The following is a 20,245-nucleotide window of genomic DNA, read 5'->3' as shown; positions in this document are numbered from 1 at the left end:
GTCACCTCCCGTGGATATTAGCTTTCAAATAGATCTTCGCACTTTTTAATTGCTCGCTGAATATCCGAATCTCGGAAATAGGTCTTTTTCAGTTTATCTCTCCATTCCTTATTAGAACGAATCAAATCTTTAATCGAGGCTACGGAAATTTCCTTACCTTCCCGCCGCAAGTCGCAGATTGCCATATCTACCGTTGCCAAAAGCTCCAGCTCATTGACACTTGTGTACTGGAACTGCGACACCAGCCAATCCACATCTCCCTGCTTTCCCCAGTCTTGCAAATAGGTCAACGCCTGTTGCATTTGCACACCTTTTTCAAAACGGCTGCCCTTTTCGTTCCTTTTGACCTGGATATACTTGTTTTTCTGAGCAATCGGCTCGCCGCCTTTATAGCGGACTTCATCAGCGTAGGGACCAGCCGCTTTTTTATGAAAGGCAGAAATATCCGCCTGCTCCTTGCGGCGAACGAGATAAAGCAGCTTCTGAACTTTTTTACGTCCCAGAGGGTACTTCTCGGAATAGAAAGCGTTCACAATTCCTGCAATCATGACTGCATCATCAAAATGCTGATTGTGTGCTGGTTGCCTTTCCTGAAGAATCTGTGTTTTCGACTGTTCTTTGCCATCTGCATCTACCAGCCGAATCCGTCCGGTGAGCAACTCCTGCATCATGCCCTGCTTGATCTGTTGGTACTTCGCCAGTTTCTTTTCCAACTGTGCGATTTCGTCATCCATGTCAGAAAAAACTTGGGCAATAGCTTGTTGCTCCTCTACCAATGTGGGGTATTTCAAAACCAACGTAGAGATATTTGCCTTACTGATAGAAGACACCTTAATCCCTGTGATAAAAGGCAGCATTTGATTGTGAAAGCACTCTGCGTTCATGTAATAACCGAGGAATTTAGGTGCAAAAGTGATCTTAGGGCGACACAGCATTGTGTGCTGTCCGGATAAAACCTTTCCATGAACATTTACAAGCTCAACACATTTGCCAGTAGTACTATCTTCTGCTGTATCGGCTATAATCACATCGCCTTCTCTGACATAACTGGATTCAGAATATTTTCTTACAGAAACCGACTCCAGTAAATATGGCACATCCGTCTTGGCCATATCTAAACAGGCTCCATACTTTGTCAAAATATCACCGTAGTGGACATTCTGAATAGTTCCGTTATCCGTCATTTGATCCCTTGTAAACGCATTTGTAGGAAGAAAGTCAAAAAGATTCGCAAATGGTGCTTCGCTCCACTCCACGGAAAACCCCGGCAGACGTTTTTGGCCGGTGAGCAGTTCCTGTATGGACCCCTGCTTAATGGCTTTCTTTTTCTCAATCAGCTTTTGCAGGTAGAAAATCAGGTTGTCTGCATCGGACACGGCTTCTGCTATAGCTGTTTGTTCTTTCAAAGCTGGATACGGAATAGGGCATCTTCCCAAAACCGTTTGGTCAATAGTTGTCATAGTTGCCGTTTTTGCATTAGCAAGAAAATATTTTCTTGCATCAGGTCTTATGCATGCAAGGTATAAATACATTGGATTTACAACATCTGTGTTTGTCTTAAATCTTACTACATGACTATCAAACACAACTGCCTTTTTCTCGCTACATCTGTACCAATTACAAAATGCTATTCCACTTGGTACAATAGACGATCTTGTGAAAAACAAATCCCCATTAAATACTTGGTACCTTTTAATCTCCTCTGCTGTGGCATTAAACAACTCTAACTTGTCGTTTGCAATCGGAGAAGATTTATACAGATCCCCAACGTTAATTATTGGAATACCTTTATTCTTTCGAGCAACCTCATAAAACAAGCCATTTTGGAAACCTTCTATGGATAACTCAGATAACAGTACTATTCTCCAATCTTTTGGGTAATGGTTTACCATACAAACCCCATCCTTTCCAGATGAGATTTGACCTTGGCCTCGTACTGGTCTACTTCATCCTCGCATTCCTTCAGGGTATACTCATACCGCTCTACCAGCTGGGTCACACGGGCAGAAAGATGATGGGACACTGCTTCATGGATGGCGTCTATCCCGCTGTAAATAGCGGCAAACCACTTTTCCTCTACCAGCAAATGGCGAATCTCCTCCAGGGTCAGCTGAGGGTATTTTTTCTCCAGTTTGGTGTCCAGGTCTGCCTCAGCCTGCTTAATTGCCTTTTTGTAATTGCTTTCGGCATCCAACAGGGACATATACTCCTTTAATGCAGCCAATTCTTCCTTGGCAGCGGGATCTTTCTTGATTGCCTTGATCCGGGCGCTGACGGTGGCTTTTTTCAGATCGTCCAGCTGAGCAAACAGTCCATCCTCGCCGCCATTTTCTTCGGCCAGTTCTTCCAGCTTGGTGGACACCTCATCCAGTTGGCCCCGAAGGGTATCCAGTGCCTTGACATCCTCCTCAAAAAAGTGTGCGGCAATCAAAGCCTTGGGGAGCAACTTGCCCTCAAAGCCCTTGATCTTATCGGTCTTGACCTCGATGGTCTGGCCGTTTTCTTTTTTCTTCTTAGTCACATACTCATAGGCAATTTCCCGCCCAGCCTCGTAGCCGTCATAGCAGACCGCATACACATCGTCCTGCATGGTCTCCGCCCAGTACTCCATCAGCACTTCATAGACATCATATTTGTCGAGAAGAGCCACCTGGGAAAAATCATCAAGGAGCTGCTCGGAAATTTTGGCAATCAGCTCTTTTGGGTGAATATCCCGGCTGAGTTCCATCAAATCGCGGGTAACCGTCTCCTTCCATTGGGCATAGGCATCATCCACCCGGTCCGCATGGCGGATAAACTCCGGGTGGGAGGTAATCGTGGAAACCACTTCTTCCTTGTCCACCGCCGGACGCAGATACCCCGGACGAAGCGACTGGAACAGGATTTCCTTCAAAGATGGATATACCACCCAATATTCCGCCATGCTGTCCACATCGGTTTCCGGAATGCCGCCGTTCAGGTGAGCATTGATGTCCTGTAAATCTTCCGGCTCGCTGCTATCAATATAGCGCGGGATATTCAGGTTGTACTCGTTGGTGACTTTGATCTCCTCGTTCGGAACAAACCGGGCATACTTGGGGTCCGATTCATCCATTGTAAGGAAAGTGGTCACGATCTTGTGAATATCCTGTTCCCGCAGGCGATTCTTGTTGCCATCCTTCACATAGCCTTTGCTGGCGTCAATCATGAAAATGCCGGTACGATCAGCAGCATCCTCTTTGTCCAGCACCAGGATACAGGCAGGAATTCCTGTGCCATAGAACAAGTTAGCAGGCAGACCAATAATGCCTTTAATATAACCCCGGTCAATGATCTTTTTGCGAATGTCAGCCTCGGCATTGCCACGGAATAGCACGCCATGGGGCAAAATGATCGCCGCCTTGCCGTTGGATTTCAAGGATTTCAGGACATGCAGCAGCCAAGCATAGTCACCGTTTTTCTCCGGCGGCACGCCCAACACAGTCTCGCTGTATCTCCCATAAGAATCAGGGATCGTAATGCCATCCATCCAGGATTTATCCGAGAAAGGTGGATTGACTACGATGTAGTTGAAGGTTTTCAGCAGTTCAGGGTTGTTCTCATCTTTATACTGGGGTGCAGACAAGGTGCTTTTATTGCCGACAATGACGCCAGCGCCCTTGTTGTGTAGGACCAGATTCATGCGGGCAAGACCGGCGGTGGAGTTGTCCTTTTCCTGTCCATAGATGGAGATCTCGCAGGGGGCCTCATCCGCCGCACGAATCAGCAGCGAACCGGAACCGCAAGCAGGATCGTAGACTGTCATGCTGGGATCGGTGGCTTTATCAATACCAATCACCTTTGCCATAATCCGAGAGACTTCGCCCGGTGTATAGAACTGGCCCTTGCTCTTGCCGGAATCCTGGGCAAATTTCCGCATCAAAAATTCGTAGGCGTCGCCCAAAATGTCATCACCGCCAGCGCGATTGTTGGTGAAGTCCAACTCCGGTTTCTGGAAAATTTCCACGAGACCAGAGAGCTTATCTACCGCTTCCTTGTCGGTGCCCAGTTCCTCGCTGTTGAAGTCGGCAATGTCGATAATGCCTTTCAAGTCGTTGGCTTCTGCCAGCTTGCCAATGATGATATTGATGCCTTCACCAATGTTTTTCTTATATTTCAAGGCAATAACATCGTCAAAGCTGCCGCCTTCTGGCACTTCAATGTCCCAGTTATCACTGCTCTTGAAGCGGTCGGACACATACTTCACAAACAGCAGTGTCAGAATATAATCCTTATAACGGGCCGGTTCCACACCGCCCCGCAGTTTATCACACGCAGCCCATATCTGGCTGTAAATTTCGCTCTTTTTGATTGCCATCGGTACCTCTCCGTTCTCTTTTTAATTTCCTGTCAGGTTCCCATTTACTCCTCTGGCGGAACGGGGATGTACACCATTTTCAGGGGGATCATTTTGCGGTATTTGACACTGAGCTGATCGTAATATTTCAAGACCAGATCCACAAGTTCTGTGCCGTTAATGCCGCGAATAATAGGGGTGTTATCCAGGTATTTCTGCGCATTTTTGGTATAGTTGGACAGTGTCACAAACAGGCCATAATCTCCTTCACGCATAGCACCTTTCAGAGACTGGATGGTAGTCTCTTTAATATCTCCATCTTGGCTTTTGACCTGGACAACAATGCGGGGCGGCAGTTCATCTTTATAGGCGGTAATGTCGATACCGCTGTCTCCACCATGCGGAGACAGGATCGTGCGATAGCCCATGGCCTGCAAAAGATTTGCGACAAACGGCTCTAGATCGTATCCTTTCAGATTTTTGCTCAGCTCTTTTAAGATAAAATCTCGGGTAGCCTCGATAATTTCATCCGCCGTTTGTGCCACTGTCTCATCGGTATCCGGCTCCAAAATATTGCCTTTGAAATCTTTATCCAGAGCCTTAAAATACTCATCCGCATAATTTTTCACCTGGAAAAAGCTCAGTGCCGAACCGACTTCATGCAGAGCCCCCTGGGAAAAGGCTGTGCGCGGCAGATGTTTGAGCCACTTTACTTTCCGGCGATTGGGATACAGTGCTGCGGTAGCCTCATAGAAATAGGCACTCTCCACGACCCCAATATTGATCTTACGGTCAATTTTGGACGGGAACACCACATAGTCTCCTTCCTGTACCTCATGAACGAATCGGTACAGCATTCCGGCACTTGTGGCAATCGAACCTTTTTTAGCGTCCGGATAGGCTGCGATATATTTTTCTTTGTAGGCATCACGGGATGTACTTATAGCCGACAAGTCGCCCATCTCTTCCCAGCCAATTGCAATTAGATTCTGATTCAAAAAAAGAGGATCGTCCATCGTATGGATTCCCCAAACTGTTTTGTTTGCTGCTGCCATCACAGCCACACTCCTATCCGATCTTTCACAGCTTTTCAGCCTGCTAGGGTCTTGTATCCAGAAAGTCGCCTTCAAACGTCAGACCACTTTGTCAAAATTCTTGCTTATTTTTCTTCTGGAACAAACTCCAGAATATCGTCCACGCCGCACTCCATCACGCGGCAAATCTTCTCGATGCTTTCGATAGAAACATACTCGTTGCGCTTTAGGCGGGTGATAATATTGGCACTAAAACCGGCCTTCTCTTTTAGCTGTGCATTGCTTATCTTTTTATCAATCATCAGATGAAATAAGCGGTCATAACAAATCGCCATTTTAGTCCCTCCAAAGCAAGAAATGCTTGGATTTATTTTATCACACTTTCGTGAAAAACTCAACTTCATGTCGAATCATTATGCTTTATCACTGTTATGAAAAGAGAGCCTTTCTTTACTCGCCTTTTTGCATACTCCACCAGCTCCCGTGCATTACTGGCAGGGTGCCACGCATAGGCGATGAGGTAGTCTACATGATCCACAACATAGCGGTTTGCTCTCACGATTGCGATCTTGCGCGGAACGCTCTCCATCCCTGGCGGATAGAATGTTCCATCAAATCCATCGGGTGTTGGGATGGGCCGCTCTGCTGGATGATATGGCAACAGCAAGGTGAGCTTCACTTCTGGGTAGAAACACTTTACTTCTTTGACTGCTGACGCTGCAAGACGGTCAAATCCTCCGTAGTGACCAACGATAAATTCTGTAACGCCATATTCAACAATGTGCTGCTCAACAGCCGCATACAATGCCGGATAAATTTCTTCTGATGACTCTCTATGCCCGATAAAGAAACAGCTTTTTTCTCTCAAAGTTTTCCCTCCTTTATAGTTGTGTTTGTCGTTAAAATTATACGATATAAATGATTAAATCACAACGATTTATCAAAGTATAATTTGCGAAGAACACAAGCAAAGGAGTGATGCAGGTGAAGGATATTCTCTCTGTTATAACCGCGTATCGGGAGGAACGGGGCTGGACAGAGTATCAGCTTGCAGAACGCTCCGGTTTACCACAATCCACGATCTCCTCATGGTATCGTAAGAACATGGTTCCGACCATCCCATCCCTGGAGAAAATCTGCACAGCTTTTGGCATTACGCTGTCTCAGCTGTTTGCCGAAGAAGATGCACCTGTTTCCTTGACCGAGGCACAGAAAAAGCTTCTGGAGCGCTGGTCAAGATTGAGCGAAGAACAGCAGGCCGTTGTATTTGCTTTGATTGATAAGATGTAAAAAATCTGTCAGAGGCACACCCTTTAGAGTGCTGCTTCTGGCGGATTTTCTTTGCCATCAATCTAACGGAGTTTTCTTTGTTACTGCTTTTAGATATAATTCAGGGTCCCCATTCAAAATCAGTTCGGCATAGGCCAGCGGATCGTTGTAGATCAGCCAGTCCAATTCCGACCGCTGGTACATACTTTTCGCCGCCTCGTTCTCCACGGCGGTGCAATCGATGTAGAGCAGCGTCCCATCCGCCAGATGCAGCTCCACACAGGCGGTGTCCAGGTTGAACTCACAGGACAAAATCTTTCTCATACTCGTTACCTCCCAATACTTGAATTTCAGTTGATTTTCCGCAGCGGCACAAGGGCCGTTTCGGTTGTTTTAGATACAGGCAAGCAATGCGTGTGGATAGCCACACACAAATCCAGCAAGCAATGCGTGTGGATAGCCACACACAAATCCAGCAAGCAATGCGAGTGTTAATACACACTCACATTTCCTGCCGTCTGCTTGTTGAGGGCAGCGCCCCCAAGCCCCTTCTGAACACAGAATTTCATTCTGTGGCTACGCGTTCTCCGAACGCTTTTTGCCCCTGTACTCGGTGCCCTGTTTCGGGGCATAGGGTGTCGTGAATCGCGACATCCTCTGATACTTTTAGGGTGCCCTAAAATGGGGCATCCTCCTTGATGATGTGGTGGCAAAATACCACCCCATCTTTTTCTTTCCGCGACGGTGGCGACGGTCGCAACGGTGCTGGGAGTACCCCTCAAAACACCGTCGCGACCGTTGCGAGCGTCGCGCTTTACTCGATTACTTCAAATGCGGGTGCTTCTACCACCATGTAAGTCAGTCGGATGCGCCGACCAGCGTGCTTGGTTTTGTTCTCGTACCTCACCTGATGTTCTTCCAGCAGGCGGCTGGCATTCACATTCAGATGTTTGGTGAGCCGGTTCACCGCCATATCCGTTTGAATCGCCTGAGCCAGCTCGGTTGGACTGCCTTCCCATTCCTGGTTGTCAGCAGACACGATCTTCGCCACAGCTTCCAGTATCGGGTCTGGAGGTTGCTTCCAAAGCTCATTCTCTGCGTGGTCAAGGTCCCACACCAGGCTTTCCTGGTCTTTGCTGAGATACAGCCGCTGATCCGGCTGGTCTCTGCCTACCACCTCCAGGGTGGCCTTGCTATCTGTTCGCTTCTCCTTCTGCATCAGGAGCGCACCATCCGCACAGCCCAGCAAGCCCGTAGTCCCCGAGATCATCTCAAAGCTATCTCCCGCAGGCTGCTTTCTGGTGTGGTGGACGATCAGGACGCAGACGCCATATCGGTCAGCAAATTGCTTCAGCTTGCCGATCACTTCATAGTCGCTGGAATAGCTGTAACTGTCGCTTACCGCTTCCCGGACTTTTTGCAGGGTATCCACGATAATGAGTTTGGTATCGCCGTGTTCCCGAACGAACTTTTCCAGCTGTTCATCCAGGCCACCGCCGATCATTTTAGCGTTGGTGGCGAAGTGGAGGGAGCTTGTCCCCTCCACTCCGAACATTCGGAACATCCGGTGCTGCAAACGGCTCTCGTCATCTTCCAGAGCAAGATAGAGGACGGTTCCCTGGTGGACTTTGTAGCCCCACAGGTCTTGCCCGGTACTGACATGGTGGGCGATTTGCGCCACCAGGAAGGACTTGCCGATTTTCGGCGCTCCGGCAAGGATGTACGCTCCTGTATAGAGCAGGTTTTCAATCACCGCAGACTTGCCATCAAACACATTGTCCATCAGCTCGTCCAGGGTCACAGTATGGAGGTAAGCTGGGTCGCTCATGCGGCGCATTTTCTGGTAAAGTTCCTCCAAATCTTTTTCCGGGGAATTGCTTTTTTCGTCCGGATCTGGTATAGTGAACTTGGAATTTTGAGAGATTGACTGCCCATCATCTGCGCCAACAGATGAGTTCTGGGCGGTCATTTTCTTTTTATCATCGGTCATAGGCAAAATCCTCCTGCATTCCGTTCATAATGGTGGCGATCATCTGGATGGTGTCCAACAGCTCATCGTTTACGCCCTGTCTAGCTTCGATCCTGCGCAGCTCGTCCAGTACAGCGGCCAGCTGATCCCGCAGCGCCTTGTAGACCCTGGGGTTGCCCTGGACCACCACATCTCGGCAGAGCAGCCGTCGGATGATGTAATCCTGTTTAGTCAAGCCGGTGAGCTTCACCGCCGTCTCGATCTGGGCGTCCTCCTCCGGGGAGACCCGAAAAGCTACGGTCTTGTTCCTCCAACGGTTATGCTTATCCAAATTCTTTGCTGACATTTTTAATTGCCCCTTTCCATGTTCAATTTATCCGCCATTTCCGCTTGCTTGGACGGAAACAGGTGCGCGTAGTTGTAAGTGATGTCGATGCTCTCATGTCCCACCCGGTCCGCGATAGCCGTGGCGGAGAACCCCATATCGATCAGAAGTGAAACCGCGCTATGACGAATATCGTGGATTCTAATGCGTGGCACACCGGCTTCTTTGGCTCCCCGGTCCATCTCGCGGTGGAGATAGCTCTTGGTGACGGTGAACATCCGGTCATCCGGCCTGATCCCGTAGAGCATCTTGATGTAATCCTGGATTTCCTCGGCCAGAAACTGCGGCATGGTGATGACCCGATTGCTCTTTTCCGTCTTAGGGGTGGTAATCAGGTCCTCGCCGTTCAGCCGCTGATAGGACTTGTTGATGGACACGGTGCGCTTCTCAAAGTCAAAGTCCGCCGGGGTCAGGGCCAGCAGCTCCCCCTCTCGGATACCGCACCAGTAGAGCATCTCAAAGGCATAGAAGGACAGCGGCTTGTCCATCATCACCTCGGCAAATTTCAGGTACTGCTCCTTGGTCCAGAACATCATCTCCCGGTTTTTCTTCTTGCCCATGCTGCCTGCCTTCTTGCAGGGGTTCTCCCGGAGGTTGTAGTACCGAACCGCGTGGTTGAAGATGGCACTGAGCTGATTGTGGACCGTTTTCAGGTACACCGGCGAGTAGGGCTTGCCGTTCTCGTCCTTATGGTTCAGCATCTCGTTCTGCCAGGTAATGATCTGCTGGGCGGTGATGTTACACATTTTCAGCCTGCCGAAGTAGGGCAGCAGCTTGGTGCGGATGATGTGATCTTTGGTGGCCCAGGTGTTTTCCTTGAGCCGGGTTTTCATATCCGCCGTGTAGAGGTCCACGAAGCTCTTAAAGGTCATATCCAGATCGGCGCTGGTCTTATTGAGCTGTTCGCGCTCCCAGGCCTGCGCCTCCCGTTTAGTCTTGAAGCCCCGCTTCTGGGTCTGCTTGCGCTCGCCGTTCCAGTCAGTATAGCGGTAGACCGCCCGCCAGGTGTTTGTCTTTTCTTCCTTATAGACTGCCATGATTAGCCCTCCTTTCCCGTCTTGCCATAGCAGAACTTCTCCATGAAAAAGTTCCGATTGACCCGCCCGGAGATGGTCAGATAGCCCTTCTCACGGAGTTCGGCGTTGAGCTTGTGGATCACCTTGTAGGCGTGGGACTTGGAGATGCCCAGCTCCTGGGCCACTTCCTCCACGCGCATAAAGTTTTGTGCCTGCATTGAAAATACCTTCCTTTCTTCGTTGACGGCTGCTGCGGCTGGATATTGTGTTCCATAAATGCCTCCTCACTTCCGTCCGCCACTTTTTTCCCGGATGTATAACCGGGGGATTGTGGCAGTTCTTTTCCATTTATTGATTCTAAGCTATTATGCTTAGTCTATTGTCATTATACTAAGCAAAATAGCTTGTGTCAATCAGAGCACGCAAAATAAATTAAATAAAATTGTTTAGGATCCCCTTGACTTTACTAAGCATTTCTGCTACGCTTTTCCTAAAGACAATCAACGATTGGAGTGGATGATATGGCGATTGGCGAACGGATTCACTTTTTCCGTCTCCTACGGGGGATGACTCAGAAATATCTCGGCATGGCGCTGGGCTTTCCGGAAAAGTCCGCCGATGTGCGCCTTGCTCAGTATGAAACAGGATCAAGAACCCCTAAGGCGGACCTTACCGCCGCCCTGGCCCAGGTACTGGATGTCTCGCCCCATGCCCTCTCTGTCCCGGATATAGACTCCTATGTGGGGCTGATGCACACCCTGTTTACCCTGGAGGACAACTACGGGCTCAAGATCAGCGAGATGGATGGAGAAGTCTGCTTGAAGGTTGATGTGCGGAAGAACAAGGATGCTGCCCGGCTGCACGAGATGCTCTGCTCCTGGCAGCAGGCCGCTGCCATGCTGGAGGCGGGCGAAATCTCCAAAGAGGATTACGACAAGTGGCGCTACCACTATCCGGAGTTTGACAAAGCCCAGACCTATGTGAAGGTGCCGCCCCAGGACCTCTTTTGACCCTCTCACTTGTAGGCCACGGGAGAGGCCGTTTGTTGCACAAAATAATAATAAAAAGAAAAAGAGAGCTAACTGACTAATCAAAATCAGTTAGCTCTCTTTTTATGAATAATGAAAAAATGTTGCCAAATCGTTGCCACAGAGGGCCTTAACCCCTCAAAAACCCAGTCATATCAGGCTTTTCCGGGCCTCTGAAATCATTCCCATTCGATCGTGGCCGGGGGCTTACTGGTGATGTCGTATACCACACGGTTGACGCCTTTTACCTCGTTGACGATGCGGTTGGAGGCGGCCGCCAGGACGTCCAGCGGAATCCGCGCCCAGTCGGCGGTCATGAAATCCGTGGTGGACACCGCCCGCAGGGCGATGGTGTAATCGTAGGTACGGCCGTCCCCCATAACGCCCACCGAACGCATATCGGTGATAACCGCGAAATACTGATTCAGCTCCCGCGAGAGGCCGGCACGCGCCACCTCCTCGCGGAAAATGGCGTCCGCCTGTCGGAGGATATCCAGCCGATACGGGCTCACCGCACCGATGCACCGCACCGCCAGCCCGGGGCCGGGAAAGGGCTGCCGCCAGACCATCTCCTCCGGCAGACCCAGCTCCAGCCCCGCCTGCCGCACCTCGTCCTTGAACAAATCTCGCAGCGGCTCGCACAGCTTGAGCTGCATCCGTTCGGGCAGGCCGCCCACATTGTGGTGGCTCTTGATGACCGCGGCCTTGTCGCTGCCGCTTTCAATGACATCCGGATAAATGGTGCCCTGTACCAGAAAATCCACCTGGCCGATTTTCGCAGCCTCTTCCTCGAAGACCCGAATAAACTCCTCGCCGATGATCTTGCGCTTCTGCTCTGGCTCGGCCACCCCATCCAAGCGGGTGAGGAACCGTTCCGCCGCGTCCACCCGCACGAAGTTGAGATCGTAGTGTCCCCGGAACATAGCCTCCACCATGTCCCCCTCGTCCTTACGCAGCAGGCCGTTATCCACAAAAATGCAGGTCAGCTGGCTGCCCACCGCCTTGGCCACCATTACGGCGGCCACCGAGGAATCCACGCCGCCCGACAGGCCGCAAAGCACCCGGCTGTCCCCGATCTGCTCCCGAATGGCGGCGACGGAGGTCTCCACGAAGGAGTCCATCCGCCAGTCGCCCGCGCAGCCGCAGATCTCAAACAGGAAATTCTTCAGCATCTGCGCACCGTTTACGGTATGCAGCACCTCGGGATGAAACTGGACGGCATACAGCCCATTCGCCGCGTCCTCCATCCCCGCGCAGGGGCAGTGGGGGGTGGAGGCGTTGACCGCGAAGCCCGCGGGCAGGGTATTGATATAGTCGGTATGGCTCATCCAGCAAAGCTGCTCCGGCTCCAGCCCCTTAAACAGGAGGCTGTCGGTGCGCACAGTGACGGCCGTGCTGCCGTATTCCCGCTCGGCGCTTTCCACCAGGCCGCCCTTCAGGAACGCCATCAGCTGGGCGCCGTAGCAGATACCCAGCACGGGAATGCCCAAGGAAAGAATTTCCGCTGGGCAGCGGGGAGAATCCTCCAGATACACGCTGTGGGGGCCGCCGGTGAAGATGATCCCCTTATAGCCCGCCGCCCGGATGTCGTCGAGGGAGGTCTTATACGATTTCACCTCGGAATACACCCCGGCCTCCCGCACCCGCCGGGCAATGAGCTGGTTATACTGCCCGCCAAAATCCAGAACCAATACCGTTTCTTTCGCCATACGCCGTTCCTAACCTTTCCTTTTCCTATCATCAAAGGGGCAGGTGCGCGCACCTGCCCCTTGTATTCAGCGGACGATCAGCTCGTCGCGGCCGGGGCCGTTGGACACCATGGTCACCGGCACACCCAGCTCCTTCTCAATGAACTCTACATACTTCCGGCAATTCTCCGGCAGATCCTCGTACTTCTTGATGCCGCGCACATCGCTCTTCCAGCCGGGCAGAACCTCCAGCACCGGCTTGCAGCGGTTCAGGGTGGGGGTGGTGGGGAAATCCTTCAGGATTTTGCCGTCCACCTCGTAGCCCACGCACACCGGAATCTCGTCCAGATAGCCCAGCGCGTCGATGACGGTCAGCACGGCCTGAGTCGCGCCCTGGGCCTGCACGCCGTAGCGGGAGGCCACGCAGTCGAACCAGCCCATGCGGCGGGGACGTCCGGTGGTAGCGCCGAATTCGCCGGCGTCGCCGCCGCGCACCCGCATCTCCTGGGCCTCATCCCCGAAAATCTCACTGACGAAGGCGCCGGCGCCCACGGCGCTGGAATACGCCTTGACCACCACCACGATGTCCTCGATGGCATAGGGCGGCAGGCCCGCGCCGATGGCACCGTAGCCCGCCAGGGTGGAGGAGGAGGTCACCATGGGATAAATGCCGTAATCCGGATCCTTCAAGGCGCCCAGCTGGCCCTCCAGCAGGATGGTCTTCCCCTCTTTGAGCGCATCCCGCAGGAAATGGAAGGTATCCGCCACATAGGGCGCAATGGCGTCCCGCTGTTCCATCAGCTGGGCGAACACCTGATCCACGTTGAGGGCCGGCTTATGATACAGCTCCTCCAGCAGCACGTTCTTGACGGCCAGAACGCCCCGCAGCTTGTCGTAGGCGTAATCCTCGTCGAACAGCTCGTTGATTTCAAAGCCGATTTTCGCGTATTTATCCGAATAGAAGGGGGCGATGCCCGATTTGGTGGAGCCGAAGGACTTGCCGCCCAGCCGCTCCTCCTCGTACTGATCGAACAGCACGTGATAGGGCATGACCACCTGGGTGCGGTCGGAGACCATCAGGCGGGGCTTGACGCCCTTTTCCTTCAGGGCCGCCGCTTCTCTGAGAAACTTGCCGATGTCCAGCGCCACCCCGTTGCCGATGATGTTGGTGATGTGATCGTAAAACACGCCGGAGGGCAGCTGGTGCAGCGCAAACTTGCCGTACTGGTTGATGATGGTGTGCCCCGCGTTGCTTCCGCCCTGAAAGCGGATGACCACGTCGGATTCAGCCGCCAGAACGTCGGTGATCTTCCCTTTGCCCTCGTCGCCCCAGTTGGCGCCTACGATTGCTCGAACCATGAGGTTTCCTCCTGTTTCACAGGCGCGTGTCCGCGCCGTCGTTTTCCGTACGGTCTCAGCATACCACAGGTTTTTACATAAGTAAAATGCATATTCCTTATAAACGGCATGCAGTTTTGTTATGGGAGCAGCAGGTTTAGCAGCCGTTCCGCCGCCTTGGAGCCGGGGGCATGCCCCCGCACGACGCAGATGCGCCGGGGCGGCAGCTCTTTCTCCAGCGGCACCCGCACCACCTCGCCGGCGGCCAGCGCTTCCTCCGCGAAAGCGGCCACCACGCAGCCCACGCCCAGGTTTCGGCGGGCGAACTGCACGATGAGGCTGCTGGTCGCCAGCTCGAACTCCGGGGCCAGGACGACGCCGTTCTCCGCGAAGAAGCGATCGATATACCGGCGGGTGCTGGTGTTGCTCTCCAGGCAAATCACCGGCAGCTTCTCCAGCGCCTGCAGGGGCAGGGGAGAGGCGGCCAGATGGGCGAAGGCCTTTCCGGCCACAAAAATATCCCGGATCTCGCCCACCGGGGTGAGGGAAAAATCCCCGGCCTCCTCGGCCGGCTCGCTGACAATACCGAAATCGATGCACCCCTGCTCGAGAAACCGGATAGTTTCGGGGGTGGGGCCGTTGGTGACGTGGATTTTCACCCCAGGATATTCCCGGTGGAAGGCCTCAAGATAGGGAAGAAGAAAAAACTGCAGGGTCATGTCGCTGGCCCCGACGCAGATTTCCCCACTCTCCAGGTTCACCTGCTCGTAGAGCTTTTTTTCCCCCTGCCGGATCTGCTCCAGCCCCGCGGACACATGGCGGAACAGGGTCTCCCCCTCGCCGGTGAGCTGCACACCCTTGGGGGTGCGGACGAACAGGGGACAGCCCAGCTCCTCCTCCAGCTGCCGGATATTCCGGCTGACCGCGGGCTGAGAGAGATACAGGGCTTGGGCGGCCAGGGTGATGCTTTTATCCCGAGCGACCTGACAGAACACCCGATACAAATCCAGGCTGGCCCCCACAGGTCTTCCTCCCTCCGCCGTCAGACGTTGATTTCCGCTTGATAGCCCAGGTCGTCGCGGTACTTCTCCAACACCGGCGCCACTTCGCTCGCCAAGAACTCCCGAGTCTGTTCCGGTGCGCGGCCCACATACCGGCGGGGCTCCAGCACATTCTGCAGCTCCTCCAGGGTTACGCCGAAGGTGGCGTCCCCCGCGATGCGCTCGAGCAGGTCGTTGACGCCGTCCCCCTGCTTGACCCGGCGAGCGGCCTCCATGGAATGGGTGCGGATGGCCTCGTGCAGCTCCTGCCGGTCGCCGCCCCGCTTGACGCAGTCCATCATGATGTTCTCGGTGGCCATGAAGGGCAGCTCCCGGCGGAGATCCCGATCGATGACCGCCGTATTGACCACCAGGCCGTCCACCACGTTGACCACCAGCGACAGGATGGCGTCCACGGCTAAGAAGCCCTCGGCCACGCTGATACGCTTGTTGGCGCTGTCGTCCAGCGTCCGCTCAAACCACTGGGTGGAGGCGGTCATGGCCGGGTTGAGCGCGTCGGCCACCACGTAGCGAGCCAGGGAGGCGATGCGCTCGCTGCGCATGGGGTTGCGTTTATACGCCATGGCGGAGGAGCCGATTTGATGCTTCTCAAAGGGCTCCTCCACCTCCTTGAGATGCTGGAGCAGGCGGATGTCGTTGGAGAATTTGGCCGCGCTCTGGGCGATGCCGGACAGGGTGGAGAGGATGGCGGCGTCCAGCTTGCGGGGATACGTCTGCCCCGACACGGGGAAGCAGGAGGCATACCCCATCTTTTCAGCGATTTTCTGATCCAGCAGGCGGCATTTCTCGTGGTCGCCCTCGAACAGCTCAAGAAAGCTGGCCTGGGTGCCTGTGGTGCCCTTGGAGCCAAGCAGCCGCGCACGGGACAGGCGGTATTCCACCTCGTCCAGGTCCATCAGGAATTCCTGAGCCCACAGGGTGGCGCGCTTGCCCACGGTGGTGGGCTGGGCGGGCTGGAAGTGGGTGAAAGCCAGGGTGGGCAGATCGGCGTATTCCCCGGCGAACTTGCCCAGCAGAGCGATGGCGTTGACCAGCTTTTTGCGCACCAGCCGCAGGGCGTCGTACAGAATGATAAGGTCGGTGTTATCCCCCACGTAGCAGCTGGTGGCGCCCAGGTGGATGATGCCCTTGGCGTTCGGGCACTGCTGGCCGTAGGCGTAGACGTGGGCCATCACGTCGTGGCGCACTTCCTTTTCCCGGGCGGCGGCCACGTCGTAGTTGATATCGTCCGCATGCGCCTGCAGCTCAGCAATTTGTTCGTCGGTGATGGGCAGCCCCAGCTCCTGCTCGGTCTGGGCGAGCGCGATCCACAGCCTGCGCCAGGTGCGGAACTTGTTGTCGGGAGAAAACAGATACTGCATCTCCTTGCTGGCATAGCGGGAGGAAAACGGGGTTTCGTATTGGCTTGGCATGGCGAGCCCTCCTATTATAACAATCCTATTGTGTCTCATTGTACAGGTTTTTCGCCCGGGGCGCAAGCCTGTCCCCGCCAACTTTTGCTCCCGCATGGTTGAATTTTTTAGCGGGTACGTGTATACTGGAAGCACAGAAGCCGACGGTTGTGTGCGCGAGAAAACGGCCGCCGCTATTTGAAAGGCAGGGAATTTGTGATGAAACGCTCCTTCTCCTCTATACGCGCCGCCGTGATGGCCGCCGCGCTGACGGCCGCGGGCGCGGTGTCCGCCGCGGCGGACGGGCTGTCTCCCGCCACGGGCGAACGCACCCGCGTGCTTCCCTTCGTGCTGGGGGCCGTCGGCCTGGTGGCCGTGGCCGCCCTGATTGTGCTGACCGTGATGGACGCGAAAAAGAAAAAGAACACGCCGCCTCCGACGGACACGCCCCCCACGCCTCCGACGCCGCCCGCCGGGCCGAACGACGATGCGGACGGTCTGTAAAGCCGCCGTTTTCCTGGCGCTTTCCGCCCTGCTGGCCATGCCCGTCCTGGCGGACGAAACGCCGGGACAGAAAGCGGTGAGAGAAGCCCGGGAAGCCACGGCGGCCGAATGCGAGGAAGTGGTATTCAGTCTTCTGTCCTACTCCCGCTATTTCGATCTGGACGCTATGATCGGTTTTCCGGTTCACGGTTTCCGCCAGGATAACCCGGCGACGGCCTATCGCGAGGCGGGGAGCCTGGACGGCGCGCTAAGCGATGCGACCGTCTGGAAATTCCAGGTGGAAGGCAACGAGGTTTTCACCATGCAGCGCGGCGCAGACGGCCTCTGGACGACGGCCGGACATGCTGTCGACGCACAGACCTTTATTGACACGGACGCGGTCGCCGCCGCCATCGACGGGGAAGACGCCCTGCGGCAGGCGCCGTCGATTTCGCTGAAGTTCGCCTCCTCTTCCTACTGCCAGACGTATTTTGCCCTGATCCTGGCTGACGGCCGAGAGTGGGTGGTGCCTTTCGGCTCCCATCCCGACAGAACCGGCCTGGAAAACGGCCGCCTGTACACGGCGGCGATGGCCATGCGCCCCCTGGAGATATACGAAGGCGCCGGCTCCGCCCCGCCGATTGTCACCATGCCGGGATGTGTCTCGCTGCTGCCGTATGTATTAGCGGGGACGGGGGTGCTTCTGGCCGGAATCATTCTTGTCCTGCTGCTCCACAAAAAACACGCCCGTAAAAAAGCCCGCCTTTAACGGCGGGCTTTTTTCATCCGGGCAGCACAAACTGCACCAGCACCATGTAGACCACGGTGCCGCCGGCAATGCTCAGCAGCATATTTTTTCTCCACAGATGCAGACCGGCCACCGCCGCCACCGCGATGGCCTCCGGCAGGCCGAAGGGGCTGACCGTTATCGACACCTCTTTGAGGCAGTACACCACCAGCAGGCCGATAATGGTATAAGGCAGGGCCTTGCCCAGGTACTGGATATACCGGGGCGTTTCCTTATGCTCTGGAAAAATGACGAACGCCAGTGCCCGGGTGAACACCGTGGTCAGGGCGATGATGCCGAAAAACAGCAGCGTTTGGGCGGTACTCATAGGTCACCCCGTTTCTCGATAGGCCCCCGCAGCAGGGTCACCAGCACCAGAATGACGATCATGGCAGGAATCAGAAACTTTTCCGATCCCAGCACTATCCGGCACAGCAGGGCGGCCCCCAGGCCGATGAGCACCGGCAGATGGTTGGAGGTGGCCTTCCATTGATTGATGAAAATCACCACAAACATGGCCGTCAGCACAAAATCGATCCCCGCCGTGTTGAAGCTCACCAAGCCGCCCAAAAGACCGCCCGCCACCGAGCCCGCTATCCAATACGAATGGTCGAGCAGGGCGGTGAAAAACAGGAACCATTTACGGCTGACCCCTTCCGGCGGCGGGGAGCTGCACAGCAGGGAGAAGGTTTCGTCCGACATGGCAAAAATCAAATACGGCTTCAGCCTCCCTGTACCGCCCAGCCTGTCCAGCATGGCAATGCCGTAGAAAAAATGGCGGGCATTGACCATCAGGGTCATCAGACAGGCGCTCAGAGGATGGAACCCCATGCCCAGCATGCCGACGGACACAAACTGCATGGAGCCGGCATAGATGAAGGTGCTGGTCAGCAAGGCCCAGACGACGCCGTACCCCTTGGTGCTGAGCAGCACGCCGTAAGCCGCGCCCAACGCCAGATACCCGGTCAGTATCGGCAGGGTGTGCGGGAACGCCGCCCGCAGGGCCTTGATTTTCTCCCCCATATACCTTCCTCCTTAGCCGTCGCTAATTTATCAGTATACGCTTCCTGTCTCGCCGCCGTCAAGCCCGCTGCAGCCTTTATATATAATATAAGGTAATAAGAAGAAAGACCTGGTTGTCCGTCCCGCCGCTTTATGTTATAATAGGTAGGATATTAATTACAGCGAATCCGATCCGCCCGGGCGGATCTACGGAAAGGCATGAAATACCACCATGACAAAGGAAATTACCAGTTTCGACGAACTGGATCTGCGGGAGCCTACATTGAAGGCGCTGCAGCGCATGGGCTTTACCTCCCCCACCCCCATCCAGGCTCAGACCATTCCCGTAATGATGGATGGGCACGATCTCATTGCCAAGGCCCCCACCGGCACGGGGAAAACCTGCGCGTTCGGCATCCCGCTGCTGGAATGCCTGGATCCGGACTGCACCGATATCCAGGCGGTCGTCGTCTGTCCCACCCGCGAATTGTGTCTGCAGATTGCGGAAGAGCTGCGCCAGCTGGCCGCCTTCCGCCCCGATGTGCGCATCGCCGCCGTTTACGGCGGACAGCCCATCGGCAAGCAGCTGACCGCTTTAAAAAAGAACCCCCACATCGTGGTCGCCACCCCCGGCCGGCTGCTGGATCATATGGGCCGGCGCACCGCCTGGCTGGGCAACGTCTACACCGCCGTGCTCGACGAGGCGGACGAGATGCTGAAAATGGGCTTCATCAAGGACGTGCGCCGGATCCTCAACGCCACCCCGGCCGACACCCAGGTGGTCATGTTCAGCGCCACCATTTCCCGGGATGTCATGGACGTGGCCTGGGAATACCAGCACAACGCTGTAGAAATCTCGGTGGCCGCGGAAGGGGACAACCGTCCCCAGATTGACCAGTACGGCCTGATGTCCTCCGGTTCCCGCCGGCTGGAGGACATGACCCGGATTATTGACCAGATGGACTATCACCGGGTCATGGTCTTCGCCAACATGAAAACCTCGGTGCGCCAGCTCTGCGATCGCCTGCATAAACAGGGCCGATCGGTGGACTGCCTGCACGGGGATATTCCTCAGTCCCAGCGCAATCAGGTCATGACCGGCTTTCGAGAAGGGAAGTTCGAAATCCTGGTAGCCACCGACGTGGCCGCCCGCGGAATCGACGTGGACGACGTGGAAGCGGTATTCAACTACGACATTCCGGACGAGAATGAGTATTATCTTCACCGCATCGGCCGCACCGGCCGGGCCAAGCGCCGGGGCGCGGCATACACCTTCATGACCCCCGACGACCGGTTCCGCATCCGGGATATTAAGAAATACACCCACTCGGAAATCGAGGAAATCCTCTTTGCCGCGGACGGCCGCCTAACTCACAAGGACGGCTCCCCCCTGGCGCAGGCCGCCGACACCGCCTCCACCGAGGACATCTGACACAGCCTTTAAAAAAGACGGACGCAAACGCGTCCGTCTTTTTTATC

Annotated in this window: 21 protein-coding genes; 5 read left to right on the top strand and 16 right to left on the bottom strand. The window is 54.7% G+C overall.

Going from position 1 to position 20,245, the window contains the following annotated elements:
* Positions 1 to 17 precede the first annotated feature (17 nt).
* The 5 genes from ACSAMM_RS13915 to ACSAMM_RS13895 form a co-directional block, all read right to left on the bottom strand.
* Positions 18 to 1,892, bottom strand: a complete 1,875-nt coding sequence (locus ACSAMM_RS13915) for a restriction endonuclease subunit S (protein ID WP_196011539.1) — start codon at positions 1,890 to 1,892, stop codon at positions 18 to 20.
* Positions 1,886 to 4,336 (bottom strand): type I restriction-modification system subunit M, encoded by a 2,451-nt coding sequence (locus tag ACSAMM_RS13910; RefSeq protein ID WP_457791891.1) that lies wholly within the window; start codon positions 4,334 to 4,336, stop codon positions 1,886 to 1,888. Before ACSAMM_RS13910 ends, ACSAMM_RS13915 begins: the two co-directional genes overlap by 7 nt.
* 44 nt (positions 4,337 to 4,380) lie before the next feature.
* Positions 4,381 to 5,370 carry a restriction endonuclease gene (locus tag ACSAMM_RS13905; protein WP_087358959.1) on the bottom strand — a complete coding sequence of 330 codons (990 nt, stop codon included), beginning with the start codon at positions 5,368 to 5,370 and terminating at the stop codon, positions 4,381 to 4,383.
* 104 nt (positions 5,371 to 5,474) lie between these two features.
* The gene (locus ACSAMM_RS13900) at positions 5,475 to 5,684 is read right to left on the bottom strand and encodes a helix-turn-helix domain-containing protein (protein ID WP_054338619.1); all 210 of its coding nucleotides are present in this window, start codon (positions 5,682 to 5,684) and stop codon (positions 5,475 to 5,477) included.
* A 65-nt stretch (positions 5,685 to 5,749) separates the two neighbouring features.
* On the bottom strand, positions 5,750 to 6,217 hold the full coding sequence (locus tag ACSAMM_RS13895; RefSeq protein ID WP_087358961.1) for an LOG family protein: 468 nt from the start codon (positions 6,215 to 6,217) through the stop codon (positions 5,750 to 5,752).
* Positions 6,218 to 6,327: 110 nt separating this feature from the next.
* Here ACSAMM_RS13895 and ACSAMM_RS13890 point away from each other — a divergent pair, with 110 nt between their 5' ends.
* Positions 6,328 to 6,639 (top strand): helix-turn-helix domain-containing protein, encoded by a 312-nt coding sequence (locus tag ACSAMM_RS13890; protein WP_050624078.1) that lies wholly within the window; start codon positions 6,328 to 6,330, stop codon positions 6,637 to 6,639.
* 57 nt (positions 6,640 to 6,696) lie between these two features.
* On the opposite strand, the gene ACSAMM_RS13885 is transcribed toward ACSAMM_RS13890, so the two are convergent.
* The 5 genes from ACSAMM_RS13885 to ACSAMM_RS13865 form a co-directional block, all read right to left on the bottom strand.
* Entirely contained in the window at positions 6,697 to 6,942 is a 246-nt protein-coding gene (locus ACSAMM_RS13885) for a DUF6061 family protein (protein WP_457791890.1), read from the bottom strand.
* Between the two features lie 490 nt (positions 6,943 to 7,432).
* Positions 7,433 to 8,608, bottom strand: a complete 1,176-nt coding sequence (locus ACSAMM_RS13880) for an AAA family ATPase (RefSeq protein ID WP_457791888.1) — start codon at positions 8,606 to 8,608, stop codon at positions 7,433 to 7,435.
* On the bottom strand, positions 8,598 to 8,933 hold the full coding sequence (locus ACSAMM_RS13875) for a plasmid mobilization protein (protein ID WP_457791887.1): 336 nt from the start codon (positions 8,931 to 8,933) through the stop codon (positions 8,598 to 8,600). The genes ACSAMM_RS13880 and ACSAMM_RS13875 overlap by 11 nt, the downstream gene beginning before the upstream one ends.
* Positions 8,934 to 8,935: 2 nt before the next feature.
* Positions 8,936 to 10,009, bottom strand: a complete 1,074-nt coding sequence (locus ACSAMM_RS13870) for a site-specific integrase (RefSeq protein ID WP_457791885.1) — start codon at positions 10,007 to 10,009, stop codon at positions 8,936 to 8,938.
* Between the two features lie 2 nt (positions 10,010 to 10,011).
* Positions 10,012 to 10,206, bottom strand: a complete 195-nt coding sequence (locus tag ACSAMM_RS13865) for a helix-turn-helix domain-containing protein (protein WP_006571508.1) — start codon at positions 10,204 to 10,206, stop codon at positions 10,012 to 10,014.
* Positions 10,207 to 10,509: 303 nt separating this feature from the next.
* On the opposite strand from ACSAMM_RS13865, the gene ACSAMM_RS13860 reads away from it, so the two are divergent.
* Positions 10,510 to 10,998 (top strand): helix-turn-helix domain-containing protein, encoded by a 489-nt coding sequence (locus tag ACSAMM_RS13860; protein ID WP_289520368.1) that lies wholly within the window; start codon positions 10,510 to 10,512, stop codon positions 10,996 to 10,998.
* 197 nt (positions 10,999 to 11,195) lie between these two features.
* On the opposite strand, the gene guaA is transcribed toward ACSAMM_RS13860, so the two are convergent.
* The 4 genes from guaA to purB all read right to left on the bottom strand — a co-directional run bounded on the left by guaA (position 11,196) and on the right by purB (position 16,515).
* A complete protein-coding gene (guaA, locus tag ACSAMM_RS13855; protein WP_457791882.1) occupies positions 11,196 to 12,725 on the bottom strand; it encodes a glutamine-hydrolyzing GMP synthase in 1,530 nt (509 codons plus the stop codon).
* Between the two features lie 66 nt (positions 12,726 to 12,791).
* Positions 12,792 to 14,063, bottom strand: coding sequence for an adenylosuccinate synthase (locus tag ACSAMM_RS13850; RefSeq protein ID WP_178724424.1), 1,272 nt, complete (start codon positions 14,061 to 14,063; stop codon positions 12,792 to 12,794).
* A 119-nt stretch (positions 14,064 to 14,182) separates the two neighbouring features.
* Positions 14,183 to 15,064, bottom strand: coding sequence for a LysR family transcriptional regulator (locus tag ACSAMM_RS13845; RefSeq protein WP_457791880.1), 882 nt, complete (start codon positions 15,062 to 15,064; stop codon positions 14,183 to 14,185).
* 20 nt (positions 15,065 to 15,084) lie between these two features.
* Positions 15,085 to 16,515, bottom strand: coding sequence for an adenylosuccinate lyase (purB, locus tag ACSAMM_RS13840; RefSeq protein WP_457791878.1), 1,431 nt, complete (start codon positions 16,513 to 16,515; stop codon positions 15,085 to 15,087).
* Between the two features lie 195 nt (positions 16,516 to 16,710).
* On the opposite strand from purB, the gene ACSAMM_RS13835 reads away from it, so the two are divergent.
* Positions 16,711 to 16,998: a hypothetical protein gene (locus ACSAMM_RS13835; RefSeq protein ID WP_178724430.1), complete on the top strand. Its 288-nt coding sequence runs from the start codon at positions 16,711 to 16,713 to the stop codon at positions 16,996 to 16,998.
* Positions 16,982 to 17,746 carry a hypothetical protein gene (locus ACSAMM_RS13830; RefSeq protein ID WP_457791876.1) on the top strand — a complete coding sequence of 255 codons (765 nt, stop codon included), beginning with the start codon at positions 16,982 to 16,984 and terminating at the stop codon, positions 17,744 to 17,746. Before ACSAMM_RS13835 ends, ACSAMM_RS13830 begins: the two co-directional genes overlap by 17 nt.
* Positions 17,747 to 17,759: 13 nt before the next feature.
* Here the strand turns inward: ACSAMM_RS13830 and ACSAMM_RS13825 are convergent, their stop codons facing one another.
* Together ACSAMM_RS13825 and ACSAMM_RS13820 are read right to left on the bottom strand one after the other, a co-directional pair.
* A complete protein-coding gene (locus ACSAMM_RS13825) occupies positions 17,760 to 18,092 on the bottom strand; it encodes a branched-chain amino acid transporter permease (RefSeq protein WP_457791875.1) in 333 nt (110 codons plus the stop codon).
* Positions 18,089 to 18,787 (bottom strand): AzlC family ABC transporter permease, encoded by a 699-nt coding sequence (locus ACSAMM_RS13820; RefSeq protein ID WP_457791873.1) that lies wholly within the window; start codon positions 18,785 to 18,787, stop codon positions 18,089 to 18,091. Before ACSAMM_RS13820 ends, ACSAMM_RS13825 begins: the two co-directional genes overlap by 4 nt.
* 211 nt (positions 18,788 to 18,998) lie before the next feature.
* Between ACSAMM_RS13820 and ACSAMM_RS13815 the strand changes: the two genes are divergently transcribed.
* Entirely contained in the window at positions 18,999 to 20,198 is a 1,200-nt protein-coding gene (locus tag ACSAMM_RS13815; RefSeq protein ID WP_457791872.1) for a DEAD/DEAH box helicase, read from the top strand.
* Positions 20,199 to 20,245: the final 47 nt, after the last annotated feature.

The organism is Anaeromassilibacillus sp. SJQ-5, from assembly GCF_054108045.1.
The sequence above is the reverse complement of the archived record's forward strand: the minus strand, read 5'-3'. Positions and strand labels throughout refer to the sequence as shown.